General features: G+C 65.3%; 21 protein-coding genes and 1 tRNA gene. 11 read left to right on the forward strand and 11 right to left on the reverse strand.

Annotated elements, in window-relative coordinates; genetic code table 11:
• Positions 1-207: 207 nt before the first annotated feature.
• Positions 208-2,124, reverse strand: a complete 1,917-nt coding sequence (locus tag DYI37_RS09945) for an FUSC family protein (RefSeq protein WP_116683092.1) — start codon at positions 2,122-2,124, stop codon at positions 208-210.
• Positions 2,125-2,312: 188 nt separating this feature from the next.
• On the opposite strand from DYI37_RS09945, the gene DYI37_RS09950 reads away from it, so the two are divergent.
• From DYI37_RS09950 to DYI37_RS09985, 8 genes are all read left to right on the forward strand, one after another.
• The gene (locus DYI37_RS09950) at positions 2,313-3,173 is read left to right on the forward strand and encodes a D-amino-acid transaminase (protein ID WP_116683093.1); all 861 of its coding nucleotides are present in this window, start codon (positions 2,313-2,315) and stop codon (positions 3,171-3,173) included.
• A gap of 243 nt (positions 3,174-3,416) precedes the next feature.
• On the forward strand, positions 3,417-3,965 hold the full coding sequence (locus DYI37_RS09955) for a biotin transporter BioY (protein ID WP_116683478.1): 549 nt from the start codon (positions 3,417-3,419) through the stop codon (positions 3,963-3,965).
• 93 nt (positions 3,966-4,058) lie between these two features.
• Entirely contained in the window at positions 4,059-4,733 is a 675-nt protein-coding gene (locus DYI37_RS09960) for an energy-coupling factor ABC transporter ATP-binding protein (protein ID WP_116683479.1), read from the forward strand.
• Entirely contained in the window at positions 4,730-5,320 is a 591-nt protein-coding gene (locus tag DYI37_RS09965) for a CbiQ family ECF transporter T component (protein WP_116683094.1), read from the forward strand. The genes DYI37_RS09960 and DYI37_RS09965 overlap by 4 nt, the downstream gene beginning before the upstream one ends.
• 135 nt (positions 5,321-5,455) lie before the next feature.
• A complete protein-coding gene (locus tag DYI37_RS09970) occupies positions 5,456-6,454 on the forward strand; it encodes an ABC transporter substrate-binding protein (protein ID WP_116683095.1) in 999 nt (332 codons plus the stop codon).
• The gene (locus DYI37_RS09975; RefSeq protein WP_116683096.1) at positions 6,444-7,253 is read left to right on the forward strand and encodes an ABC transporter permease; all 810 of its coding nucleotides are present in this window, start codon (positions 6,444-6,446) and stop codon (positions 7,251-7,253) included. The genes DYI37_RS09970 and DYI37_RS09975 overlap by 11 nt, the downstream gene beginning before the upstream one ends.
• Before the next feature lie 52 nt (positions 7,254-7,305).
• On the forward strand, positions 7,306-8,055 hold the full coding sequence (locus tag DYI37_RS09980) for an ABC transporter ATP-binding protein (protein WP_116683097.1): 750 nt from the start codon (positions 7,306-7,308) through the stop codon (positions 8,053-8,055).
• 187 nt (positions 8,056-8,242) lie between these two features.
• The gene (locus tag DYI37_RS09985) at positions 8,243-8,497 is read left to right on the forward strand and encodes a hypothetical protein (RefSeq protein WP_116683098.1); all 255 of its coding nucleotides are present in this window, start codon (positions 8,243-8,245) and stop codon (positions 8,495-8,497) included.
• A gap of 68 nt (positions 8,498-8,565) precedes the next feature.
• Here DYI37_RS09985 and DYI37_RS09990 read toward each other — a convergent pair whose 3' ends face one another.
• On the reverse strand, positions 8,566-9,369 hold the full coding sequence (locus tag DYI37_RS09990; protein WP_116683099.1) for an exodeoxyribonuclease III: 804 nt from the start codon (positions 9,367-9,369) through the stop codon (positions 8,566-8,568).
• Positions 9,370-9,878: 509 nt separating this feature from the next.
• On the opposite strand from DYI37_RS09990, the gene DYI37_RS09995 reads away from it, so the two are divergent.
• Together DYI37_RS09995 and DYI37_RS10000 are read left to right on the forward strand one after the other, a co-directional pair.
• Positions 9,879-10,586: an acyl-homoserine-lactone synthase gene (locus DYI37_RS09995; protein WP_116683100.1), complete on the forward strand. Its 708-nt coding sequence runs from the start codon at positions 9,879-9,881 to the stop codon at positions 10,584-10,586.
• 53 nt (positions 10,587-10,639) lie between these two features.
• On the forward strand, positions 10,640-10,840 hold the full coding sequence (locus DYI37_RS10000; protein ID WP_116683101.1) for a hypothetical protein: 201 nt from the start codon (positions 10,640-10,642) through the stop codon (positions 10,838-10,840).
• A 181-nt stretch (positions 10,841-11,021) separates the two neighbouring features.
• On the opposite strand, the gene DYI37_RS10005 is transcribed toward DYI37_RS10000, so the two are convergent.
• The 6 genes from DYI37_RS10005 to DYI37_RS10025 form a co-directional block, all read right to left on the reverse strand.
• Positions 11,022-11,726 carry a helix-turn-helix transcriptional regulator gene (locus DYI37_RS10005; RefSeq protein WP_116683102.1) on the reverse strand — a complete coding sequence of 235 codons (705 nt, stop codon included), beginning with the start codon at positions 11,724-11,726 and terminating at the stop codon, positions 11,022-11,024.
• Complete coding sequence (locus tag DYI37_RS19780) at positions 11,711-11,992, reverse strand: hypothetical protein (RefSeq protein ID WP_147307906.1); 282 nt, start codon at positions 11,990-11,992, stop codon at positions 11,711-11,713. Before DYI37_RS19780 ends, DYI37_RS10005 begins: the two co-directional genes overlap by 16 nt.
• A 74-nt stretch (positions 11,993-12,066) precedes the next feature.
• Positions 12,067-12,143, reverse strand: a tRNA-Met gene (locus DYI37_RS10010).
• 135 nt (positions 12,144-12,278) lie between these two features.
• Positions 12,279-12,416 (reverse strand): hypothetical protein, encoded by a 138-nt coding sequence (locus DYI37_RS19980; RefSeq protein ID WP_158555130.1) that lies wholly within the window; start codon positions 12,414-12,416, stop codon positions 12,279-12,281.
• Positions 12,417-12,835: 419 nt separating this feature from the next.
• Positions 12,836-13,771 carry an extensin-like domain-containing protein gene (locus tag DYI37_RS10020; RefSeq protein WP_116683104.1) on the reverse strand — a complete coding sequence of 312 codons (936 nt, stop codon included), beginning with the start codon at positions 13,769-13,771 and terminating at the stop codon, positions 12,836-12,838.
• An 80-nt stretch (positions 13,772-13,851) separates the two neighbouring features.
• Positions 13,852-14,457, reverse strand: a complete 606-nt coding sequence (locus tag DYI37_RS10025; RefSeq protein WP_116683105.1) for a CDP-alcohol phosphatidyltransferase family protein — start codon at positions 14,455-14,457, stop codon at positions 13,852-13,854.
• Between the two features lie 218 nt (positions 14,458-14,675).
• Here DYI37_RS10025 and apaG point away from each other — a divergent pair, with 218 nt between their 5' ends.
• On the forward strand, positions 14,676-15,071 hold the full coding sequence (gene apaG, locus DYI37_RS10030) for a Co2+/Mg2+ efflux protein ApaG (RefSeq protein ID WP_116683106.1): 396 nt from the start codon (positions 14,676-14,678) through the stop codon (positions 15,069-15,071).
• A gap of 67 nt (positions 15,072-15,138) precedes the next feature.
• On the opposite strand, the gene DYI37_RS10035 is transcribed toward apaG, so the two are convergent.
• From DYI37_RS10035 to DYI37_RS10045, 3 genes are read right to left on the reverse strand one after another with little or no spacing between them, the layout of a single operon-like run.
• The gene (locus DYI37_RS10035; protein ID WP_116683107.1) at positions 15,139-16,179 is read right to left on the reverse strand and encodes an Hsp33 family molecular chaperone; all 1,041 of its coding nucleotides are present in this window, start codon (positions 16,177-16,179) and stop codon (positions 15,139-15,141) included.
• Positions 16,180-16,183: 4 nt separating this feature from the next.
• The gene (gene argF, locus DYI37_RS10040) at positions 16,184-17,128 is read right to left on the reverse strand and encodes an ornithine carbamoyltransferase (RefSeq protein ID WP_116683108.1); all 945 of its coding nucleotides are present in this window, start codon (positions 17,126-17,128) and stop codon (positions 16,184-16,186) included.
• Positions 17,129-17,159: 31 nt separating this feature from the next.
• A complete protein-coding gene (locus tag DYI37_RS10045) occupies positions 17,160-18,374 on the reverse strand; it encodes an aspartate aminotransferase family protein (RefSeq protein WP_116683480.1) in 1,215 nt (404 codons plus the stop codon).
• Between the last annotated feature and the right edge of the window lie 416 nt (positions 18,375-18,790).

The raw sequence follows: 18,790 nt of genomic DNA on the forward strand, positions 1-18,790 counted from the left end.
ACCCGATCGGCGTTCTGCGCCGCGCCTTCGATTGCCACGCCTTCGGTCCAGATCCGCGTCTGGATTGAGGTCGCACGCCACATCTCCCGCATCGGACCGAATGGTGGCTGCGCGAAGGACGGGGCACATGCCGAGACGCGTGGCATCGCCGCCCCTCTGGGCAATCGGACCTTCGAAACCCGATCCTCCGGCCTCGTCCCGTCGGATCTACCGGCCTTCGCTGAGAAACCCGTCGACGATCCTCTTCAGAACGCCGACGATCAGGCGCGGTTCGTCCCGGTTCGTCAGGTTCGCATCCTCCGCCATCGCGGGCAGCTCGACGCCCTTGTCGAAATAGCCAGATCGCTGGCCGAGCCGCTCCAGCTTTTCGGCGAGACTCTCGACGTCGCCGGCCAGCGCCTCGCGATCGGCGCCGGCGAGACCGTCTTGCGTGACATGGCCGCCGAGAACGTGGACATAATGGGCGAGCGCGCGCATGCGGAACAGCGTGCGGCGGACCGGGCCGGGCCTGCGCTGCATCTGCCAGGGACTGCCGATCCCCCGCGCCGCCATCACCACGCCGTCGTAGGAGCGGTCGAGCGCCCGCTCCAGTGCGAGCTTGTCTGCGCTATGCTCGCCGCGCAGCGCAGCCGCGATCGCATCGAGAGACACCCGCGCCGTCCTGAAATAGTCCCGGGCGGCATCGTCCGCCGCGCCGCGCGCCGAACGCGGGAAGACCACGAAGCTGACGAAGATGCCGGCGATCGCGCCGATGACGGTTTCCTCCAGACGAAGAATGAGGAGATCGGGCGTGAAGACGCCGATGAGCCCGTAGATCAAGGAGATCGCGACGGTGACGAAGAAGGTCATCACCGCATAGGAGACCATGAGGAAATAGAAGGCGACGAAGATCGAGACGATCGCGAGCGCTGAGGAGAGCACGACGTCGCCGGCAAGAAGCGTCGCAAGCGCGATGCCGAAGACGATGCCCACCAGCGTTCCGAGCGCACGCGAGAGACCGCGGAACAGGGTGTCGCCGCGCGACTGGACGTTCGTGAAGACGAGGAATGCGGTCAGGATCGCCCAGAACCAGCGGGTCGGCGACAACAGGAGACCACCCACCATCGCGATCGCCGTGGCGAGCGTGACCTGCATCGCCGAACGCAGAGCCGGATCCGAGACGAGGCCGGTGAACTGGGGAACGGCCGGGCGCTGGAGCGGCACCGCCTCCCCGTCGAAGGCTTCTTTCGGCATCTCCCGCGCCATGCGGTGCATGCGGCCGAGCGTCTCGTGAAAGCGCGCGTCGACCCTCGCCTCGAATGCCGGATCGCGCGGCACGGCGAACGCCGCCGCGGTCCGGATCTCGGCGACCACCTGGACGTCCATCAGGCATTCGGCCATCGCGCGGCGCGCGGGCTCGGCCGCCGGGCTTGCGGCCCGCACCGGCAGATCGCCATCGGCAACGAGAATTGCGTCGCGCAAATCGTTCTCAGCGGCGATCAACGGCTCGCGCGAGGTGTTGGGGCCTGCCCCGGCCGCCTGGGCCAGAACACGCGAGAGCGCCCTTGCCCGCGATCCGACCGCGATGATCGCGATCTCGAAATCCTTCGAGCGCCGTTCCGGGAGGATGGTGTTGCGCAGGAAATGGGCGACGACGCCCGATATCACGATGGCGACCGCGATCCCCCCGAGATCGGCGACCTCGGGCTTCAGATAGCCGGCGATGAAGGAGCACATGAAGGCATACATGCCGACGGCATTCCAGCGCACGCCGAACCGGCGGATGAACACCGCAGCGAAGATCACCACGAGAAACCAGATCTCGACCGCTGCCAGGAACGGCACGAGAAGCGTGACGATGAGGATCGCCGCAAAGCCCGCGAGGCCGCACCAGAAGCGCGTGACCGCGCGCTGGCGCGTGCCGATGTCCCGCACGGCGAGCGCGCCCTGGAGTGAGGTGACGATGCCGACGCCATAGGCCGTGAAGGGAAGCGGATGAACGAGATGGGCGAGCGCGAGAGCGAGGCCGACGCCGATGACGGTCAACGTCGTGCGCAGCGCCATCCGCAGCCTTGCGAGACTGGGATCCTTCGCTGCGATCATCGCGCCGAGACCGCCAAACCCGCGCCTCAGACCCTTCACCATGCACCGGCTCCGTCTCTTCCCGCCCGGCGGCCTTCGAGACCCCCGAACCCATTCCTGGCAGGCGCTCAGGCAGACGAATCACCCACACATGCGACCCGCGCGGCCTGCCCGCTCTCCGGCCTTCCCATAGCGCGATGATGGGGATACATCGACCTTCCGTCCCACGATCCCGCCGAAAAGGAGCACGCATGTCCCGCATCGTCTACGTCAACGGCTCCTATGTCCCCGAAGCCGATGCCAAGATCTCGGTGTTCGATCGCGGCTTCCTCTTTGCGGACGGTGTCTACGAGGTCACCGCCGTACTCTCGGGCAAGCTCGTCGATTTCGGCGGCCATATGAAGCGGCTGCGACGTTCGCTGGACGAACTTGCCCTATCCTCCCCAGCCGACGACGAGGCCCTGCTTGCGATCCACCGCGAACTGGTCTCGCGCAACGGCATCGAGGAAGGGCTCGTCTACATGCAGATCACGCGCGGCGCCGCCGAACGGGACTTCGCCTATCCGTCCGGGCCCGTGCCCGCGAGCCTCGTTCTCTTCACCCAGGCAAAGCCGTTGCGCGACACCTCCGCCGCCCGGACCGGCATCGCGGTCGCAACCGTTCCCGATCTTCGCTGGAAGCGCCGCGACATCAAGACCGTCCAGCTTCTCTACCCCTCCATGGCCAAGATGGAGGCCAAGGCGAAAGGCGCAGGCGATGCCTGGATGGTGGATGAAGAGGGCTTCGTGACGGAAGGGACCTCGAACAACGCCTATATCGTCACTGCCGAAGGCGTTGTGGTGACGCGGCATCTGTCGAACGACATCCTGCACGGCATCACGCGGGCGGCCGTGGTCCGCATCGCCGAGGAGACGGGGATGCGGATCGAGATCCGCCCCTTCTCGGTGGAGGAAGCCTTGCGGGCACGCGAGGCCTTCGTCACATCCGCTTCGGCTTTCGTCATGCCGGTGATCTCGATCGACGGAACCGCGATCGGCGAGGCGAAGCCCGGCGAGTTCACCCTTCGCCTGCGTGAGGCCTATATCGCCGAAGCCGACGCGAACGCGATCTGACGAAGACCTGCGCATTGCGGAGCCGTAATGCATCCGCTACCAGACTGCGCGTCGATCGCCGGTGTCTCGCCCCTGCAGGCGGTCCGGAATCACCAGCGCCCTTGAGGGCGAGAGAACGAGGATGGCTGCCGGTTGCCCGAAGGGGCGACAGGGCAATGAGAATGCGGACCAACGGGATCTGGCGCACAGCCGGTTTCGAGAGTCCGGCGGATCTCAGTTATGATGAGGAAGGTCTTCGATCCCATGACCACGCGCGATATCGTCCTGATCGCCCTGTTTGCCGCTCTCATGGCGGTTCTCGGCATCTTCCCGCCGCTCACCGTGCCGCTGATCGCGGTTCCGATCACCGCCCAGTCGCTGGGCCCGATGCTGGCGGGCGGCATCCTCGGCGCCAAACGAGGCGCCCTGTCCATGGCGCTCTTCCTCGTCCTCGTCGCCGTCGGCCTGCCGCTTCTTTCGGGCGGGCGCGGCGGGCTCGGCGTCTTTGCCGGCCCCACCGCAGGCTTCCTCTTCGGCTGGATCGTCGCCGCCGCCGTCATCGGCTGGCTCACGGAACGCTCCTGGCGCAGCCTCGGCCCTGTCACGGCATTTCTGAACTGCGTGATCGGGGGCATCGTCGTGCTCTATGCGATCGGCATTCCGGCGCTTGCCTTCATCGCGGGGATTCCGCTCTGGACGGCGCTTTCCGGCTCGGCCCCCTTCCTGCCGGGCGACTTCGTGAAGGCCGCCGTCGCCGCGCTCGTCATCGTCGCCCTGAAGCGCTCCTATCCGCTCGTCGAAGCGCGCGGATAGAAACAGGGTTTTCGCGGAACACCTCGGATGATCGAAGCGGGGCGGAGCTGAGGTGAACGCCCCGGTCCATCCCTTCGAGCCATGGATTCGACGATGATCTCACTCGACGAGGTATCGGTCAGGCGCGGCGGCACGCTCGTCCTCGACGGCATCCATGGCGAACTGACGGAACGCCGGATCGGGATCGTGGGTGCGAACGGCTCGGGCAAAAGCACCTTCGCACGGCTTCTGAACGGCCTCATTCTTCCGACCAGCGGCAGCGTTCGCATCGATGGTCTCGATACGAAGACGGCGACGAAGGACGTGCGGCGCCGTGTCGGCTTCCTGTTCCAGAATCCCGACAACCAGATCGTCTATCCAACCGTGGGCGAGGATGTCGGTTTCGGTCTAAAGGCGCGCAAGGCGACGGGCGAGGCCGCATCGGCGCGAGTCGCGGCCGCGCTCGAACGGTTCGGCCTTACCGGTTTCGAAGACCGGCTGGTCCACGAATTATCCGGCGGCGAGCGCCAGATGGTCGCCTTTGCCGGTGTCATGGTGCTGGAGCCGCGCCTTCTCGTGCTGGACGAGCCGACGACGCTTCTCGATCTGCGCAATACGCGCCGGGTCATGGAGACACTCGCCGCGATCGATCAGAGCGTCATTCTCGTCACCCACGATCTCGACTGCCTTGCCGGGTTCGACCGCGTGCTGGTTTTCAGCGAGGGACGGATCGCCCATGACGGCCCGCCCGCCGAGGCGATCGCCGCCTATCGGGCGCTCGCCTCGTGATCGTCGGGCTCTACCGGGCGGGCAACAGCGTGCTGCACCGGATGCGGGCGGGCGTGAAGCTTGTCGCACTCGCCCTGTTCGGCACGCTTCTCCTCTCGCTGCCCTCGCTCTGGCTGGCCGCCTCTGCCCTCTTTCTCGTCTGCCTCGCCTATGCCGTCGCCGGCTTCGGCCTGCATACGCTCCTCGCGCAGATCCGGCCGCTTCTGATCGTTCTCGCGATCCTCTTCGCCGCGCAGATCTGGCTCGCCGATCTCACTGCCGCTGGCCTCTCCGTCGCAAGGCTCGCCGCGCTCGTCCTCGCAGCAGGGCTGGTCACCCTGACGACGCGCACCGAGGATCTCGTCGGGGCGATCCATGCCACGCTCTCTCCGCTCGAGCGCTTCGGCGTTGATGCCGGCAAGGTGAGCCTCGCGATTTCGCTGACCCTGCGCTTCATTCCTCTCGTCTCGCAGGTCGTTGACGAGGTGAAGGAGGCGCAGGCCGCGCGCGGAAGCCGCAAACCGGTCGTCACGCTCATCGTGCCGGTGATCATAAGGCTCCTGAAGAGCGCCGATGCGATCGCGGAAGCCATCGACGCCCGCAGCTGACCGGCAGTTCTCCCTCACTCGTGCGGGAAAATGTCCTGTTGGCCAAAAGATTAGTTCCCGGTCCTGACGCCAGGGCGTCCTTTCCTGTAGAACCGTTCGCAAGCATGCTTCGACGGTTTCGGGAGGATCGGCGATATGAAGACCCTGATGAGAATCGCGGCACTCGCGGCCGGTCTCCTGTCGTGCTTCGGCGCGCTGGCTCAGGAGACCCCGTCCCGGGTGGAGCCGATCAGGGTCGGCGTCCTGCAATACGGCACGGTCAACTGGGAACTCGACGCGATGACCCGCGAGGGCCTCGACACGGCGAACGGCGTCGATGTGGAAATCGTGCCCTTTGCCGGGGAAGCTGCGTCCAGCGTCGCGCTCCAGGCCGGCGATGTGGACATGATCGTGGCCGACTGGCTGTGGGTCTCGCGGCAACGGGCGACCGGCGCGGATTTCACCTTCGCTCCCTATTCCACCTCGGTCGGCTCGCTGATGGTGCCGCAGAACAGCCCGGCCGCCGATCTCGGCGATCTGACCGGCAAGACGATCGGCGTGGCGGGTGGTCCGCTCGACAAGAACTGGCTTCTGATCCAGGCGCTGGCGAAACGCGAATACGGTGTCGATCTTTCGAGCGCAAACGAGATTGTCTATGGCGCGCCGCCGCTACTCACGGAAAAGGCGCGGACCGGCGAACTCGATGCCGTCCTCAACTTCTGGCACTATGCCGCGCGCCTCGAGGCATCGGGGTTCCGCACGCTGATCTCCGGCACCGAGGCTGCCCGCGAGATGGGCACGGAGGGACCCGTCGCCTCGATCGGCTGGGTGTTCCGCGACAGCTTCGCCGAGGAGCATCCCGAGGCGATCGACGGGTTCCTCGCCGCCGATCTTGCGACGAAGGACCTTCTGACCTCGTCCGACGCGGCCTGGGAGCCGTTGCGCACGATGATGAAGGCCGAGGACGACGCCGCCTATCGGATCCTCATCCAACGCTATCGCGACGGCATTCCGGCGCGCAGTCCCGGAGACGAGGTGAAGGACACCGAGGCTCTCTACGCCCTTCTCTACGAGATTGGGGGCGAGCGCCTCGTCGGCCCAAGCGAGACTCTCGTGGAGGGAACCTATTATTCCGGCCTCGGCAATGGCCCTTGACGGGATGGCGAGTGTGCGCGGAGAGCGCCTGCGCCGCCTCGCACACGACCGGCTGACGCCCGGCACGCTCACGACGATCTCGCTTCTCGGGCTTCTCGCCATCTGGTGGATCGCGGCAGCGGTCGCGGATTCGCGGGTCCTGCCGACCCCGCCTCAGGTGTTCGAGGTGTTCTGGCGTGACGCGGTCTCGGGGGAACTCTGGTTCCATCTCGCCATGACCCTGATGCGGGTCGCCTTCGCCTTCGTCGCGGCGATGGCCATCGGCTCGGTAATCGGGATCGGCATGGGCATCAGCCGGCAGGCGAACCGGTTCTTCGATCCCTGGCTGATCCTCTTCCTCAACATCCCGGCCCTCGTCGTCATCGTCCTCGCCTATATCTGGTTCGGCCTCAACGAGGTGGCGGCGATCGGCGCGATCGCGGTGAACAAGATCCCGAACGTCGTCGTGACCATGCGTGAGGGCGCCAAGGCGCTGGACCCGCAATTGAGCGAGATGGCGCGCATCTATCGCTTCGGTGCCGCAAAGCGGATCCGCCACGTGGTTCTGCCCCAGCTCCAGCCCTACTTCTCCGCCGCCTCGCGATCGGGCCTCGCATTGATCTGGAAGATCGCGCTCGTGGTCGAACTTCTGGGACGCTCGGATGGCGTAGGCTTCCAGATCAATCTCTACTTCCAGCTTTTCGACGTCGCGGGGATTCTCGCCTACACCCTCGCCTTCGTCGCGGTGATGCTCGCCATCGAACTCATGCTTGTCCAACCCTTCGAGGCGCGCGCGACGCGCTGGCGCAGACCACGATGAGAAGACGGGGAATGCAAAGTCCGGCTCCTCGCAGTCCCAGGGTCGGCGGCTCATGACCGGCGGCCTGTCGAATGCCGCTCCCGGTGCGCCGCTTCGGGTCTCCATCACCCGCAAGGCCTTTCGCGGCGCCGATGGCAAGCTCGTGGAGGCGATCGCCCATGTCGCCTTCGAGGTGCCGGGCGGCAGCTTCGTCACGCTCATCGGCCCGTCCGGCTGCGGCAAGACCACCACCCTTCGCATCGTCCTCGGGCTGGAGACGGAGTTCGAGGGCTCGGTCGTTCGGCCCGATCCGGACGGACGGATCGCGGTCGTCTTTCAGGAGCCACGGCTTCTTCCCTGGCGCACGGTCGAGGAGAATGTCCGCCTCGCGCTGCCCGAAGGCATCGGAACGGAAGATCTCGACGAACTCTTCGACGTTCTCGGGCTCTCGGAAATGCGTTCGCGCTTTCCCACCGAATTGTCCCTCGGACTGGCCCGCCGGGCAGCCCTTGCCAGAGCCTTCGCGATCCGCCCCTCTCTCCTGCTCCTCGACGAGCCCTTCGTCTCGCTCGACGAGATGACCGCGGCCCGGCTTCGCCGCCTGCTGACCACCGTCTGGTCGGCACGGCGAACCACCGCCTTGATGGTGACGCATAATCTGCGCGAGGCCGTTCAGCTTTCGGACCGGATCGTTTTCCTGACGGAACGGCCGGCCAAGATCCGGGGCATTCACGAGATCAAGGTCGCCCGCGAGGCGCGCGACGCCGAATGGCGCGAGACCGAACTCCGGCGTCTCGACAGGGAGTTTCCCGGCGTTCTGTGAACGCGGAGGAAAAGCCCCTCGCCGATCGAGGCATGACTCGCAATCTTAAGGTTTTTGCCATTCACTCGTCCTGCGGCATGCCGCAGCCTCCGATCGGCAGGTTTCGAACGGTCCGCGAACACGGGCGGGGCATGCGAAACGGAGTGAGCCGTCGGCGGAAACCCTGTTCGAGTTGGTGGAAAAGCGCATGCGTTACGATGCGACCTCACACACGCAAGGCTCCGACGCGAGCGCCATGACGCGCTCCGCGCTTGCCCGTGCGATCGAAATCGCGAGCCGCGAGCGCGCCCATTACCATGCGGGGAAAGCGGCCGCACGCATGAAGCAGAGCGAAGCCAGCTGCCCGCATCCGGGCTCGTCCCAGGAAGCCCGCCTCTGGGTTCAGGGCTTCACGGATCTCCAGGATGCCGAGCGGGCCAAGCGCAGGAGCATCCGCTTCTAGAGCGTCGGATCGTCCGACGCGTCACCGAGGCTTCGAGCTCCCCTCCCCGCCGGCGCATCGAAGCTGCGTCAGAGATCGAAACGCACGGTGATCGGCACGTGATCGGAGGGGCGGTCCCAGCCACGCGCATCGCTTCGAATCGCGACGCCCGTCGACGCCTCGGCGATATCGGGCGACGCCCAGACATGGTCGAGCCGCCGGCCACGATTGGAAGCGGCCCAATCCTTGGCGCGGTAGCTCCACCAAGTGAAGACCTTCTCCTCCATCGGGATGTGCCGGCGAACGAGATCCCGCCAGCCTCCCTCGTCCATCGCGGCGAGAAGACCCTCTGTCTCGACGGGCGTATGGGAGACGATCTTCAGCATCTGCTTGTGCGACCAGACATCGGTCTCGTAGGGCGCGATGTTGAGATCCCCGCACAGAAGCGCCGACACGCCGGGCTCCGCCTCGGCCCTCATTGCCCTGAGCTCCTCCACGAATCGCAGCTTGTGAGCGAATTTCGGATTGGTATCCGGGTTCGGCTCGTCGCCGCCTGCAGGAACGTAGAGATTGTGGATACGGACCTGCCGCCCGGATACTTCGATCCGCGCAGAGAGATGGCGCGCATCGCCGACCTCGCAGAAGTCCTGGCGGACGATGTCGGTGAAGGGTCGCTTCGAAAGAATGGCGACCCCGTGATAGCCCTTCTGGCCGTGGATTGCCACGTGGTCATAGCCGAGCCCCTCGAAGGCCTCGTGCGGAAACTGATCCTCGGTGCACTTGATCTCCTGGAGACACAGGACGTCGGGCTGCTCCTCGGTGAGGACCCGGACCACGAGATCGGCCCGAAGCCGAACCGAGTTGATGTTCCAGGTCGTCATCGAGAAGGTCATCGTCGGGCTCTTCCATGGGCGGTTGAATCGGCGCGGCCGCAGCGCGTGACCGGCTTATCAGGCTCCATCATTGTGGCAAGCCGTCAGGTTCGGTCTGGATGGTGTCGGGAAGCGATCTCACCCCTCGAGCACCCCCTCGCCGTTCGTCGCCGTCATCGGGCTCAAGGCTCGGGTCATGACAACTTCGCAAAGACGTGAGTGCGCCGCAGGTTGCAATCGGCAGCGCTTTCGACGACGCGGGAGGCGAGACGAATTTTCGAGAAGGCGCGGGTCGCCAGGGGCTTCAGGCAAGACCCGATCCGCAAATGCCCTACTCTCCGCCCATTCGGACGGGCGAGACGAAACGCGATTACACCTTGAAATGTAGAAAGATATCATTTCAAGTAATAGATGGACCTCGCGGCCGCCCAGGCCACGTGTACCCCCCGAATGAGGGGGTCGATCTGGGGGACTGACGTTGCGATCCGGCGCCATGGCATCCTCGGCTTCAACACGGAAGCGAGGTCGCCATGTCATTCCTGCTTGTCCAAGCCGATAGTTTCGAACGCCATAGCGGACTTCTCGACGAGATGTTCCGGCTGAGGGCTCGCGTGTTCCACGAGCAACTCCAGTGGGACGTGACGGTCGAGGACATGAAGGAAATCGACCGGTACGACCGGATGAATCCGGCCTACCTCCTCTGGACGAACGAAGACCGAAGCGTTCTCTACGGCAGCGCGCGGCTGATGCCGACGACCGGACCGACGCTGCTCTACGACGTCTTCGCGGAAACCTTCCCCGATGGAGCGACCCTTTCGGCACCGGGCATCTGGGAGGCGACCCGCCTGTGCATCGACGAGGCGAGGATCGCCGAGGACCATCCCGATCTCGCGCCGAACAAGGCCCTTTGCCGCATGTTCCTGGCCTCCTGCGAGGTCGCGCTCGCCCACGGGATCGACACCATCGTCGGCAATCTCGATCCGCTCGTCCTGCGCATCTACCGTCAGCACGGCGCGGCCATCGACGAGGTGGGCCGATCCGACGCCTTCGGGCGGCGCCCGGTCTGCTGCGGCGTCTTCGCCGTCACGGAGACGGTCTGCGGCACGATGCGCGACAGGCTCCGCCTCGATGCACCGCTCTATCGCGGAACCGAACCCGGCCGAGCGCGGCAGAGACCCCGTCTCGTCGCCGGCACCAACTGGCGGGTGAAAGCCCTGCGGGGAAAAGCCGCTTCCTGACCGGGGCGGACCGGAATTTTCAATACGAGATTGGCAAAAAGGACTGAAACCGAATGAATTTGCAGCAAGATGTCGAGACCATCCAGGACGTCGACATGCGGCGTCAGCGTATCGAGATGGAGATCGAACGACTGATCCGCGATTGCGAAGCGACACGGATGGGATATTGCGCCCATCTCCTCGAAATGGCGCGCCTCGCCGCCCAGATCGCGCCCGTCGGCTCCAACCGTCCACGACCCAAGCTGAACAGCTGAGCGCGCCGAAACCGGCAATCCGTCGTCCTAGATCAGGGCTTGAGGCCGGCAGACGGGGCTTCGGACGGACGGCCCGATCCGTCGACACTTAATCGACGTGGCGCCATGTGACCGGCCTCGGGGCCGTGCTCATGGTGCCGCAGCGTCCAGGATGACTCGCGCCATACCGCCGGTCTGGTGGTCAGATCAGGCGCCGCTTGAGTGCGATCGAAACCGCCTGAGCGATCGAAACGCCGTTCAGCTTGTGACGCGCGGACTTCTGGTAGCCGCGCACGGTGTGTTCCGAGACGCCCAGTTCGAGGGCGATCGCCTTGGAACTCCGCCCCTTGGCCGCGAGCGCCAGCACGTCGCGCTCACGCGGCGACAGGGAGACCTCCAACATGGGTCCGAAGGCCTCGGCGACGGCCTTGGCGTGCAGGGCATGGGCGACCTTGGGCAGAACGACGGTTGCGTTGTCGAACGCGTCGGGCCAGTCGCACTGTTCGGAGTCCCCCACCGAGACGAGCCCGCGACGACCGGTTCGATCGACGATCGGCACGGAATATCCGTCGGGACCGACGCCGTGGATCCGCGCATCCTCGAAGAAGGCCATCGCCTCGCCGACGACTTCCAACTCCGACCATTCGAAGGGAAATGTCCGGGTGAAGCCTGCGGCGACCACGGGATCGACCCGCGCATAGCCATTGAGGAGGTAGTGGGAGATCCAGTTCTGCGGGTAGGTCGTTCGCAAATAGGGCCAATCGATCGTGTCAACCGCCGACTGGGCGAGATGGCAGGTGACATGAAGACCGTTCAGAAGCATCGACAGCTGCCGGATCGCCGATTCGACGGACTGGGCCGACTGCACGGCCGACAACAGGGTTTCGCAATTCAGGCTACGCGGCATCGCCGTTCCATGGTCTGGCCAAGCGCCGGACGGCGGCGCTGCGTGGTGGCAGATCGTGTCCCAGCTTTTCTCTCTCCTTGAAACGCCGCAGCAAATTGAAGACCGGGCTTGCGATGAACGGATGCACGGTTAAGATCCTGCATCATGCCATAAGCGGCGATGATCCTGTAGACTGTTCGTATGACGTTCGGGAAAGGTTTCGGTTCGCCCGCACGGCGATCGTTCGCCAGCGACGCATACGCGTCTGCGATTAGGAACTGATCCATCGGATTGGATCCCGTATCCACATACATCAAAGCCCGCTTGCGGCGGGCTCAGGACGATTGGCGATTTGGAATATTGGTTGCGGGGAGAGGATTTGAACCTCTGACCTTCAGGTTATGAGCCTGACGAGCTACCGGACTGCTCCACCCCGCGCCAACTCCGATGAGGCTTTCGTTCGCCCCGTTCGGTGAGCCCTATCTATTCGAGACCGATCCGAATGTGAAGCCCCGATGACAGGAAATTTCGAGCCTTCGCAAAGAAAAAGTCGAAGGCTCGAAAACGAGCGGTTCAGGCGGGTACTTCGCCGCGATAACCGGTGAAACGGCTCTCGTACATGACGGCCGCCGCAAGCGCGGATGCGCGCGCCACGCTGAGGGCCGGCTCCGTCGCGGAGTCGCCCTGCAGGGCATGACCGAGCCTGATCATGGTGCGCGTCTTCCTCGAAGCCGCACCCGCCTTCTTGGACGACGCCTTCAGGCCGCCGAAAATAACCGTTTTATGATTGAACCACATCGCTGAACTCCTGACTGCGCATGCTCATTTCGCCGCCCCTGTGTCACACGTCGATCCGCGGCGCCAGAGGCTGGGAAACACAAAGCCGCGATTTCCTGCATCCCTTATGTCGCAATGGTTTCGCGAAGATGACGATCGCTGCCCGACCCCCTGGATTTCGGGGGTCGTCGACGGTTTTTCAAGCGGTTCGGGGTGGGTTCCGGCTGGGGCTGAATGGGGTGCCGGACTGTCTTCGAAACGCATGCGAATGGGGTGGCCTGCCTTCAGCTTTTCCACCGGTCCGAAGACAGGCGAAACGGCCTTCGTACTCGCCGGGTCGGCGCGACCGGCGGTCACTTGCAGTAGGGGTTTTTCCGGGCCGCGAGATCGAAGTGGAAGTGATGGGCGTGATCGGCATCGGTCCCGGGTCCGAGGACGGTCGTGAAGGGACCGCAGGCACCCTTGCGAAGGACATCGAGAAAGCGCCGTTCGGTGGACCCCTCCTTGGCCGGCGCGACAGCGACCTCGCCGTCGCTGAAGACGAACGCGCCGATATCGACCGCCGATCCCCGCGCATGTTCCGAGATCTTCGCATTGGAGTTCCGGTTACGGCAGACATAGGTGGAGACTTGGGCAATGCCGGTGAGCTCGCGATCGGGATAGATCGCCTTGGCGGCCGGCACGACGGTCTCGATCATCCAGGCGTCGAGTGCATCGGCGGTGGGGCACCACATCTGCGTGCGCGTCTCCAAGGCGAGACCGTTGGAGAATCGATCGAGCGACACAGGCCTCAGGACGCCGCAGCGGCCTTCGCTGACGGAGGGTGATGTCTCGAAGCGCACGCCCTTCGCCTCGAGTGCCGCTTCGCAGGACAGCGAGGCGGCAATGGCCGAGGCAGCCCGCGCGGCATCGGCCGAGGAGACCGGCGGCCGGGCCCGCTCGGCAGGAGCAGCAAGAGCCGGGACCACCGCCGGTGATTCCGTCTCCGGTGGCGGCCCATCACTCTCGACGGTCGTTCTGGAGGTCTGCGGGTTTACCTGAGGCACATCCGCCGGGTCACGCGGCTGCGGGATCGGGGGATCGATGGAGGCATCGGCAGCTTCTGTGCCGGGTGCCTCGGGGCCCCCGGCGCGGCTGGTTTGCGCCGCCTGCCCCGTGCCGGGCGCGCCGGATGCCTCGTCGGGCCGGGCATCGGGCAGAGGAATATCGCCGGACGCTTCCTGCGCGATCGCACCGAGCGACCAGAGGACCATTCCCGCAAGAACATACGATCCAAGCACTTTTCCCATGGCGGCTTCCTCCTCACCGGTCAGTCCTCGAACCTCCGCCCGACCCGTGGCCGTATTGCGACCGGATCCGACGACGCCGATCAGCGGAGTGTGGCGCGGGCCCGGATCAGGCGGGCCGTCGTCGTGACGGCGGTCAGAAGCGCGAAGATGACGGCGAGAAAAGGAAACCAGGTGGGGAACAGACAGAAGAGCGCGAAGAAGACGAAGGTCTCCGTTCCCTCCATCAGGCCTTGCGTGAAGGCGAGCGCCTTGCCGCCGCGAAGGTCTTCCGCCCGCCCCTGCTTCTCCAGCATGAGAGCGAAGGCGAGCACGCTGCCGCCATTGACGTAGAAGGCGAGAAGGAGAATGGCGCCCGCTAGCCCGTTCGCTTGCGGATCCGCGAGAACGAAGGCGAGTGGGATCGCCCCGTAGAAGCCGAAATCGAGGACGATATCGAGAAGGCCACCGAAGTCCGTGGGCCCGGAGCGCCGCGCCACGGCGCCGTCCAGCGCGTCGCAGAGGCGCGACAGGATGCCGAGGAGAAGACCTGCGATGAATGCCCCTTCGGCGATCTGCCATGCAGCAAGGAGCCCGATCGCGAAGCCAGCGAGACTGACCCCGTTTGCCGTCACGCCCATCGCTGCGAGCCCGCCCGCGATGAGATTGACGAGGGGATCGATCCTGGGTCTGAGCCGTGCATCGAGCATTTGAAGCGGAGCGTTCCTGAAAGACACGGCGAAGAGGGGCCGAGTATAGGACCGGCGCTGAGCCCGCGTCACGCCCCCGAGCCTGTCCGGCACGATTATCATGCGGGGATGAACATGAACGGTTGGGCAGGCACCGGCTTCGCGCCTCGCCATGGGATGTGGCGAGCCTATGTTCCCGGCACGAGAGACAATCGCCAAACCTGCCCGAGGAGGGTCGCGTGTATCAGTTGAAGACCCAGGATATCCTCGTATCGGTGACGCCGGTCTATCTCGAGGAACAGTCCGAACCGAGCGAAGGCCGCTATATCTGGGCCTATACGATCTCGATCGAGAATCTGGGCGAGGAGACGGTTCAGCTTGTGGACCGCTACTGGCATATCACCGATGCTAAGGGGAACGTGCAGGAGGTCTCCGGTCCCGGTGTCGTCGGCGACCAGCCGGTGATCGCGCCCGGCGACAGCTACACCTACACCTCCGGATGCCCCCTACCGACGCCCTCGGGCATCATGCAGGGCCATTACGGCATGCGCGACGACAAGGGCGCCCGCTTCAAGGTCGCGGTGCCGCCCTTCTCCCTCGACATGCCGCAGACGGGACGCCGCACGCTGAACTGAGCGGACGCGTCGAAGCTGCGGCCGCCGATCCCGCTCGAGCACCGGCGACCGTCACTCTCCCAAGCGCTCAGGCGTGAGAGCCGCCCTGCCCGGTCTCGTCGGTGTCCGCAGCCGCACTCGGCTCGAACTCGTCCGGCGAGAAGACGTATTCGGTCGAGCAGAATTCGCACGTCACCTCGACCTTGCCGTCCTCGATGCTCTCGGCGAACTCTTCCCTTGAGAAGCTCTCGAGCACCGAGCGGATGCGTTCGCGCGAACAGGAACAGTCGTCGGCAACGGGATTGGACGGGAAGACGCTGACCCCGCGTTCGTGGAAGAGGCGGTAGAGCAGCCTTTCGACGCCGACCTTCGGATCCGTGAGCTCCGAGGCGTCGACCGTATCGACGAGGGCGCGGGTCTCCAGCCAGGTGTCGTCGAATTCGACCGTATCCTCGACATCCGCATCCTCCGGCCCGTCCCCGCCCGGCAGGTCCGGCATGCGCATGCGGTCGGGTGAATCAGGAAGGAACTGAACCACCATCCCGCCGGCGCGCCAGCTCTCCTTGAACCCGTCCTCGCCACGCTGGGCGATCCGCGCCACCGCGAGCTTCACGGTCGTCGGAATCTGCTCGGACTGGCGGAAATAGGATTCGGCCACCTCCTCCATGGAGGAGCCATTGAGTTCGACGATGCCCTGATAGCGCTGGGTGTACTCGCCCTGATCCACCGTGAGGGCGAGAATGCCGGCGCCCAGTAGCGCTTCGGGCGTCGTGGCGTTCGCCTCGATCGCCCTGGCGAGCTTCTCCTCGTCGAAGCGGGCATAGGCCCGCACGGAGGACGGCGTCGTGAAGTCCACGACGAGAAGGTCCACCGCGCCATCGGTCTGGGTCTGGGAGATGAACTTGCCGTCGAACTTGAGGGACGTGCCCAGGAGAACCGTCAGCACGATCATTTCCGCGAGGAGGCGCGCGACGGGTTCGGGATAGTCGTGTCGATCCAGAATGGAGTCGAGCATCGGTCCGAGCTGGACCGCACGCCCGCGCGCATCGAGCGGTTCCACGTGAAACGGCACGACCGCGTCGTCGCCCGCCAGCGTCATCTCGGCGAGCGTAGTCTCTTCCTGCGCCATGAAGTCAGGTCTCCTGTGCGAGCCCCATTCCATCGCCGCCGACCGCACCGAACACCCAGGCCATGATGGACTTCTGGGCGTGGAGCCGATTTTCGGCTTCGTCGAAGACCACCGATTGCGGGCCGTCCATGACCGCGTCGGTGACCTCCTCGCCCCGGTGCGCCGGAAGGCAATGCATGAAGAGGGCTTCGGATTTGGCATGCGCCATCAGGCTCTCGTTCACCTGATAGGGCATGAAGATCGTATGGCCGCGTGCTTCGGCCTCGCGGCCCATGGATACCCAGGTATCGGTGATGACGCAGTCCGCGCCGCTCACCGCCTCGACCGGGTCATTGGTAGTTAGGATCTCCGCGCCCTCGTTGCGAGCCCAGTCGACATAGCGGGGATCGGCCTCCGAGCCTTCGGGCGTCGCGATGGTCATCTTGAACCCGAACCGGGCCGCAGCCTCGATCCAGGACGCCGTGACATTGTTGCCGTCGCCGACCCAGGCGAAAGTCTTGCCCTTCACCGAGCCGCGCTTCTCCTCGAAGGTGAGGATGTCGGCCATGATCTGGCAGGGATGGGTATCGTCCGTCAGACCGTTGATGACCGGGACGGTCGCGTTCTCCGCGAGCTCCAGAAGGCGCGCATGTTCGGTGGTGCGGATCATGATCGCATCCACGTAGCGCGACATCACCCGTGCGGTATCGGCGATCGTCTCGGAGCGGCCGAGCTGCATTTCGGTGCCGGACAGGAACAGCGTCTCGCCGCCGAGCTGGCGCATGCCCACGTCGAAGGAGACGCGCGTACGGGTGGAAGGCTTGTCGAAGATCATCGCCAGCATCTTGCCGGCGAGCGGCTTGGGCTCCCGGCCCTTCAGCGTCTTGCGATGGGCGGCGTCCGCGATCATCGCCTTGAGGTCGGCAGCGGGAACGGCCGCGATATCGAGAAAGTGCTTCGGATGGGTCATCTATCGGTCGATCGGTTCGGGGACGAACGCCTCAGGCGTTCCTGTCTTGGCGCGAAAGCGTCGCCGCGCCGGCTTCGAGACGCTGGACGGCCTCACGGATCTCTTCGGCGGTGATCGTCAGCGGCGGCAGGAGGCGGACCACATTGTCGCCCGCCGGAACCGAGAGCAGGCCATGCTCCCGCAGCGCGGCGACGAGTTCGGTATTGGCGCCGACGGCCTTCAAGCCGATGAGGAGACCGGACCCGCGGATATCGGCGATGACGTCGGGGAAGCGATCCTTCACCGACTCGAGAGCCTGCTTGAAGAGGATCGCCTTGTCGCGGACGGCGACGAGGAAATCCTCCTCGAGGACCACGTCGAGAACGGCATTGCCGACCGCCATCGCAAGCGGGTTTCCGCCATAGGTCGAGCCATGGGTGCCGGCGACCATCGCGCTCGCGACCGCCTCGGTGGCAAGGCAGGCGCCCAGTGGAAAGCCGCCGCCGATGCCCTTGGCGGAGGCGAGGATATCCGGCTCGGCGCCGCCCGCGTTCTGATGGGCGAAGAAACGGCCGGTGCGGCCGATCCCCGTCTGGACCTCGTCATAGATGAGGAGAATGCCGAGCTCGTCGCACAATTCGCGAAGACCGGTGAGGCAGGGCAGCGGCACCGGGCGCACGCCGCCCTCGCCTTGAACCGGCTCGATCAGGATCGCAGCGACGGTCGGCCCGCCCGCCGCCTCGCGCAGGGCATCGTGATCGCCGAAGGGCAGCTGGACGAAGCCGGGCGCCTTCGGGCCGAAGCCCTCCATGTACTTCGCCTGCCCCCCGGCCGCGATCGTGCCGAGGGTCCGCCCGTGGAAGGCGCCTTCGAAGGTGAGAATGTCGATGCGCTCGGGCGCGCCGTTCGCATAGTGATAGCGGCGAGCCGACTTGATCGCGCATTCCAGCGCCTCGGCACCGGAATTGGTGAAGAAGACACGATCCGCGAAGCTGGCCTCGCACAGGCGCGCGGCGAGGCGCTTCTGGCCCGGGATCTCGAAGAGGTTCGAGACATGCCAGAGCTTCTCGGCCTGCGCCTTCAGCGCCTCCACCAGATGCGGATGGGCATGGCCGAGGGAATTGACCGCGACGCCGCCCGCGCAGTCGAGATATCGCTTGCCGTCCGACCCGGTCAGCCACACGCCCTCGCCTTTGTCGAAGGAGAGCGGGGCGCGATTATAGGTGGGGTAGATCGGCGAGGCGGACTCGGCAGTTGCGGCAGGCATGATCGTCACGGGGTCCCAGAGGAAGAACGGTCGGCGACGTGATCCCTCAAAATACATTGAGCCTGCCGCATGGGCAGGCTCCTCATCGAGAGGGGATCGCGACCTCTCGGCATGATCTATACCATCAAGACCACCGATTATGTCAACGAAACCGCAGGAAACGGGCGATCCGGGCGGCGCATCGGCGCGGAACCCGCGAAGTGACGGGCGTTTGGCGGCAAAGGTTGGGGAAAAGAAGGCGCCAGGCGGGCCGCCTGCGCCTCAAGTCTTGTAACGCAGTTGCAGCGCATTATAGATTGGACGGAACGACACGATATTTCGTAGTCAAGCTCGGCCATCACTCAACATGCTGTGGGTTGGAGCGCTCCGATAGCGCCTCTTCTCCAGACGTCCGGCCGAAAGCGGCGAAAGGATAG

It is taken from the genome of Fulvimarina endophytica, assembly GCF_003403015.1.
GTDB lineage: Bacteria > Pseudomonadota > Alphaproteobacteria > Rhizobiales > Rhizobiaceae > Fulvimarina > Fulvimarina endophytica.

What these genes read in the sequence shown, in the direction of transcription:
- DYI37_RS09945 (WP_116683092.1), bottom strand. Translation starts at nt 2,124, where the DNA reads ATGGTGAAGGGTCTGAGGCGCGGGTTTGGCGGTCTCGGCGCGATGATC.
- DYI37_RS09950 (WP_116683093.1), top strand. Translation starts at nt 2,313, where the DNA reads ATGTCCCGCATCGTCTACGTCAACGGCTCCTATGTCCCCGAAGCCGAT.
- DYI37_RS09955 (WP_116683478.1), top strand. Translation starts at nt 3,417, where the DNA reads ATGACCACGCGCGATATCGTCCTGATCGCCCTGTTTGCCGCTCTCATG.
- DYI37_RS09960 (WP_116683479.1), top strand. Translation starts at nt 4,059, where the DNA reads ATGATCTCACTCGACGAGGTATCGGTCAGGCGCGGCGGCACGCTCGTC.
- DYI37_RS09970 (WP_116683095.1), top strand. Translation starts at nt 5,456, where the DNA reads ATGAAGACCCTGATGAGAATCGCGGCACTCGCGGCCGGTCTCCTGTCG.
- DYI37_RS09975 (WP_116683096.1), top strand. Translation starts at nt 6,444, where the DNA reads ATGGCCCTTGACGGGATGGCGAGTGTGCGCGGAGAGCGCCTGCGCCGC.
- DYI37_RS09980 (WP_116683097.1), top strand. Translation starts at nt 7,306, where the DNA reads ATGACCGGCGGCCTGTCGAATGCCGCTCCCGGTGCGCCGCTTCGGGTC.
- DYI37_RS09985 (WP_116683098.1), top strand. Translation starts at nt 8,243, where the DNA reads ATGCGTTACGATGCGACCTCACACACGCAAGGCTCCGACGCGAGCGCC.
- DYI37_RS09990 (WP_116683099.1), bottom strand. Translation starts at nt 9,369, where the DNA reads ATGACCTTCTCGATGACGACCTGGAACATCAACTCGGTTCGGCTTCGG.
- DYI37_RS09995 (WP_116683100.1), top strand. Translation starts at nt 9,879, where the DNA reads ATGTCATTCCTGCTTGTCCAAGCCGATAGTTTCGAACGCCATAGCGGA.
- DYI37_RS10000 (WP_116683101.1), top strand. Translation starts at nt 10,640, where the DNA reads ATGAATTTGCAGCAAGATGTCGAGACCATCCAGGACGTCGACATGCGG.
- DYI37_RS10005 (WP_116683102.1), bottom strand. Translation starts at nt 11,726, where the DNA reads ATGCCGCGTAGCCTGAATTGCGAAACCCTGTTGTCGGCCGTGCAGTCG.
- DYI37_RS19780 (WP_147307906.1), bottom strand. Translation starts at nt 11,992, where the DNA reads ATGGATCAGTTCCTAATCGCAGACGCGTATGCGTCGCTGGCGAACGAT.
- DYI37_RS19980 (WP_158555130.1), bottom strand. Translation starts at nt 12,416, where the DNA reads ATGATCAGGCTCGGTCATGCCCTGCAGGGCGACTCCGCGACGGAGCCG.
- DYI37_RS10020 (WP_116683104.1), bottom strand. Translation starts at nt 13,771, where the DNA reads ATGGGAAAAGTGCTTGGATCGTATGTTCTTGCGGGAATGGTCCTCTGG.
- DYI37_RS10025 (WP_116683105.1), bottom strand. Translation starts at nt 14,457, where the DNA reads ATGCTCGATGCACGGCTCAGACCCAGGATCGATCCCCTCGTCAATCTC.
- DYI37_RS10035 (WP_116683107.1), bottom strand. Translation starts at nt 16,179, where the DNA reads ATGGCGCAGGAAGAGACTACGCTCGCCGAGATGACGCTGGCGGGCGAC.
- argF (WP_116683108.1), bottom strand. Translation starts at nt 17,128, where the DNA reads ATGACCCATCCGAAGCACTTTCTCGATATCGCGGCCGTTCCCGCTGCC.
- DYI37_RS10045 (WP_116683480.1), bottom strand. Translation starts at nt 18,374, where the DNA reads ATGCCTGCCGCAACTGCCGAGTCCGCCTCGCCGATCTACCCCACCTAT.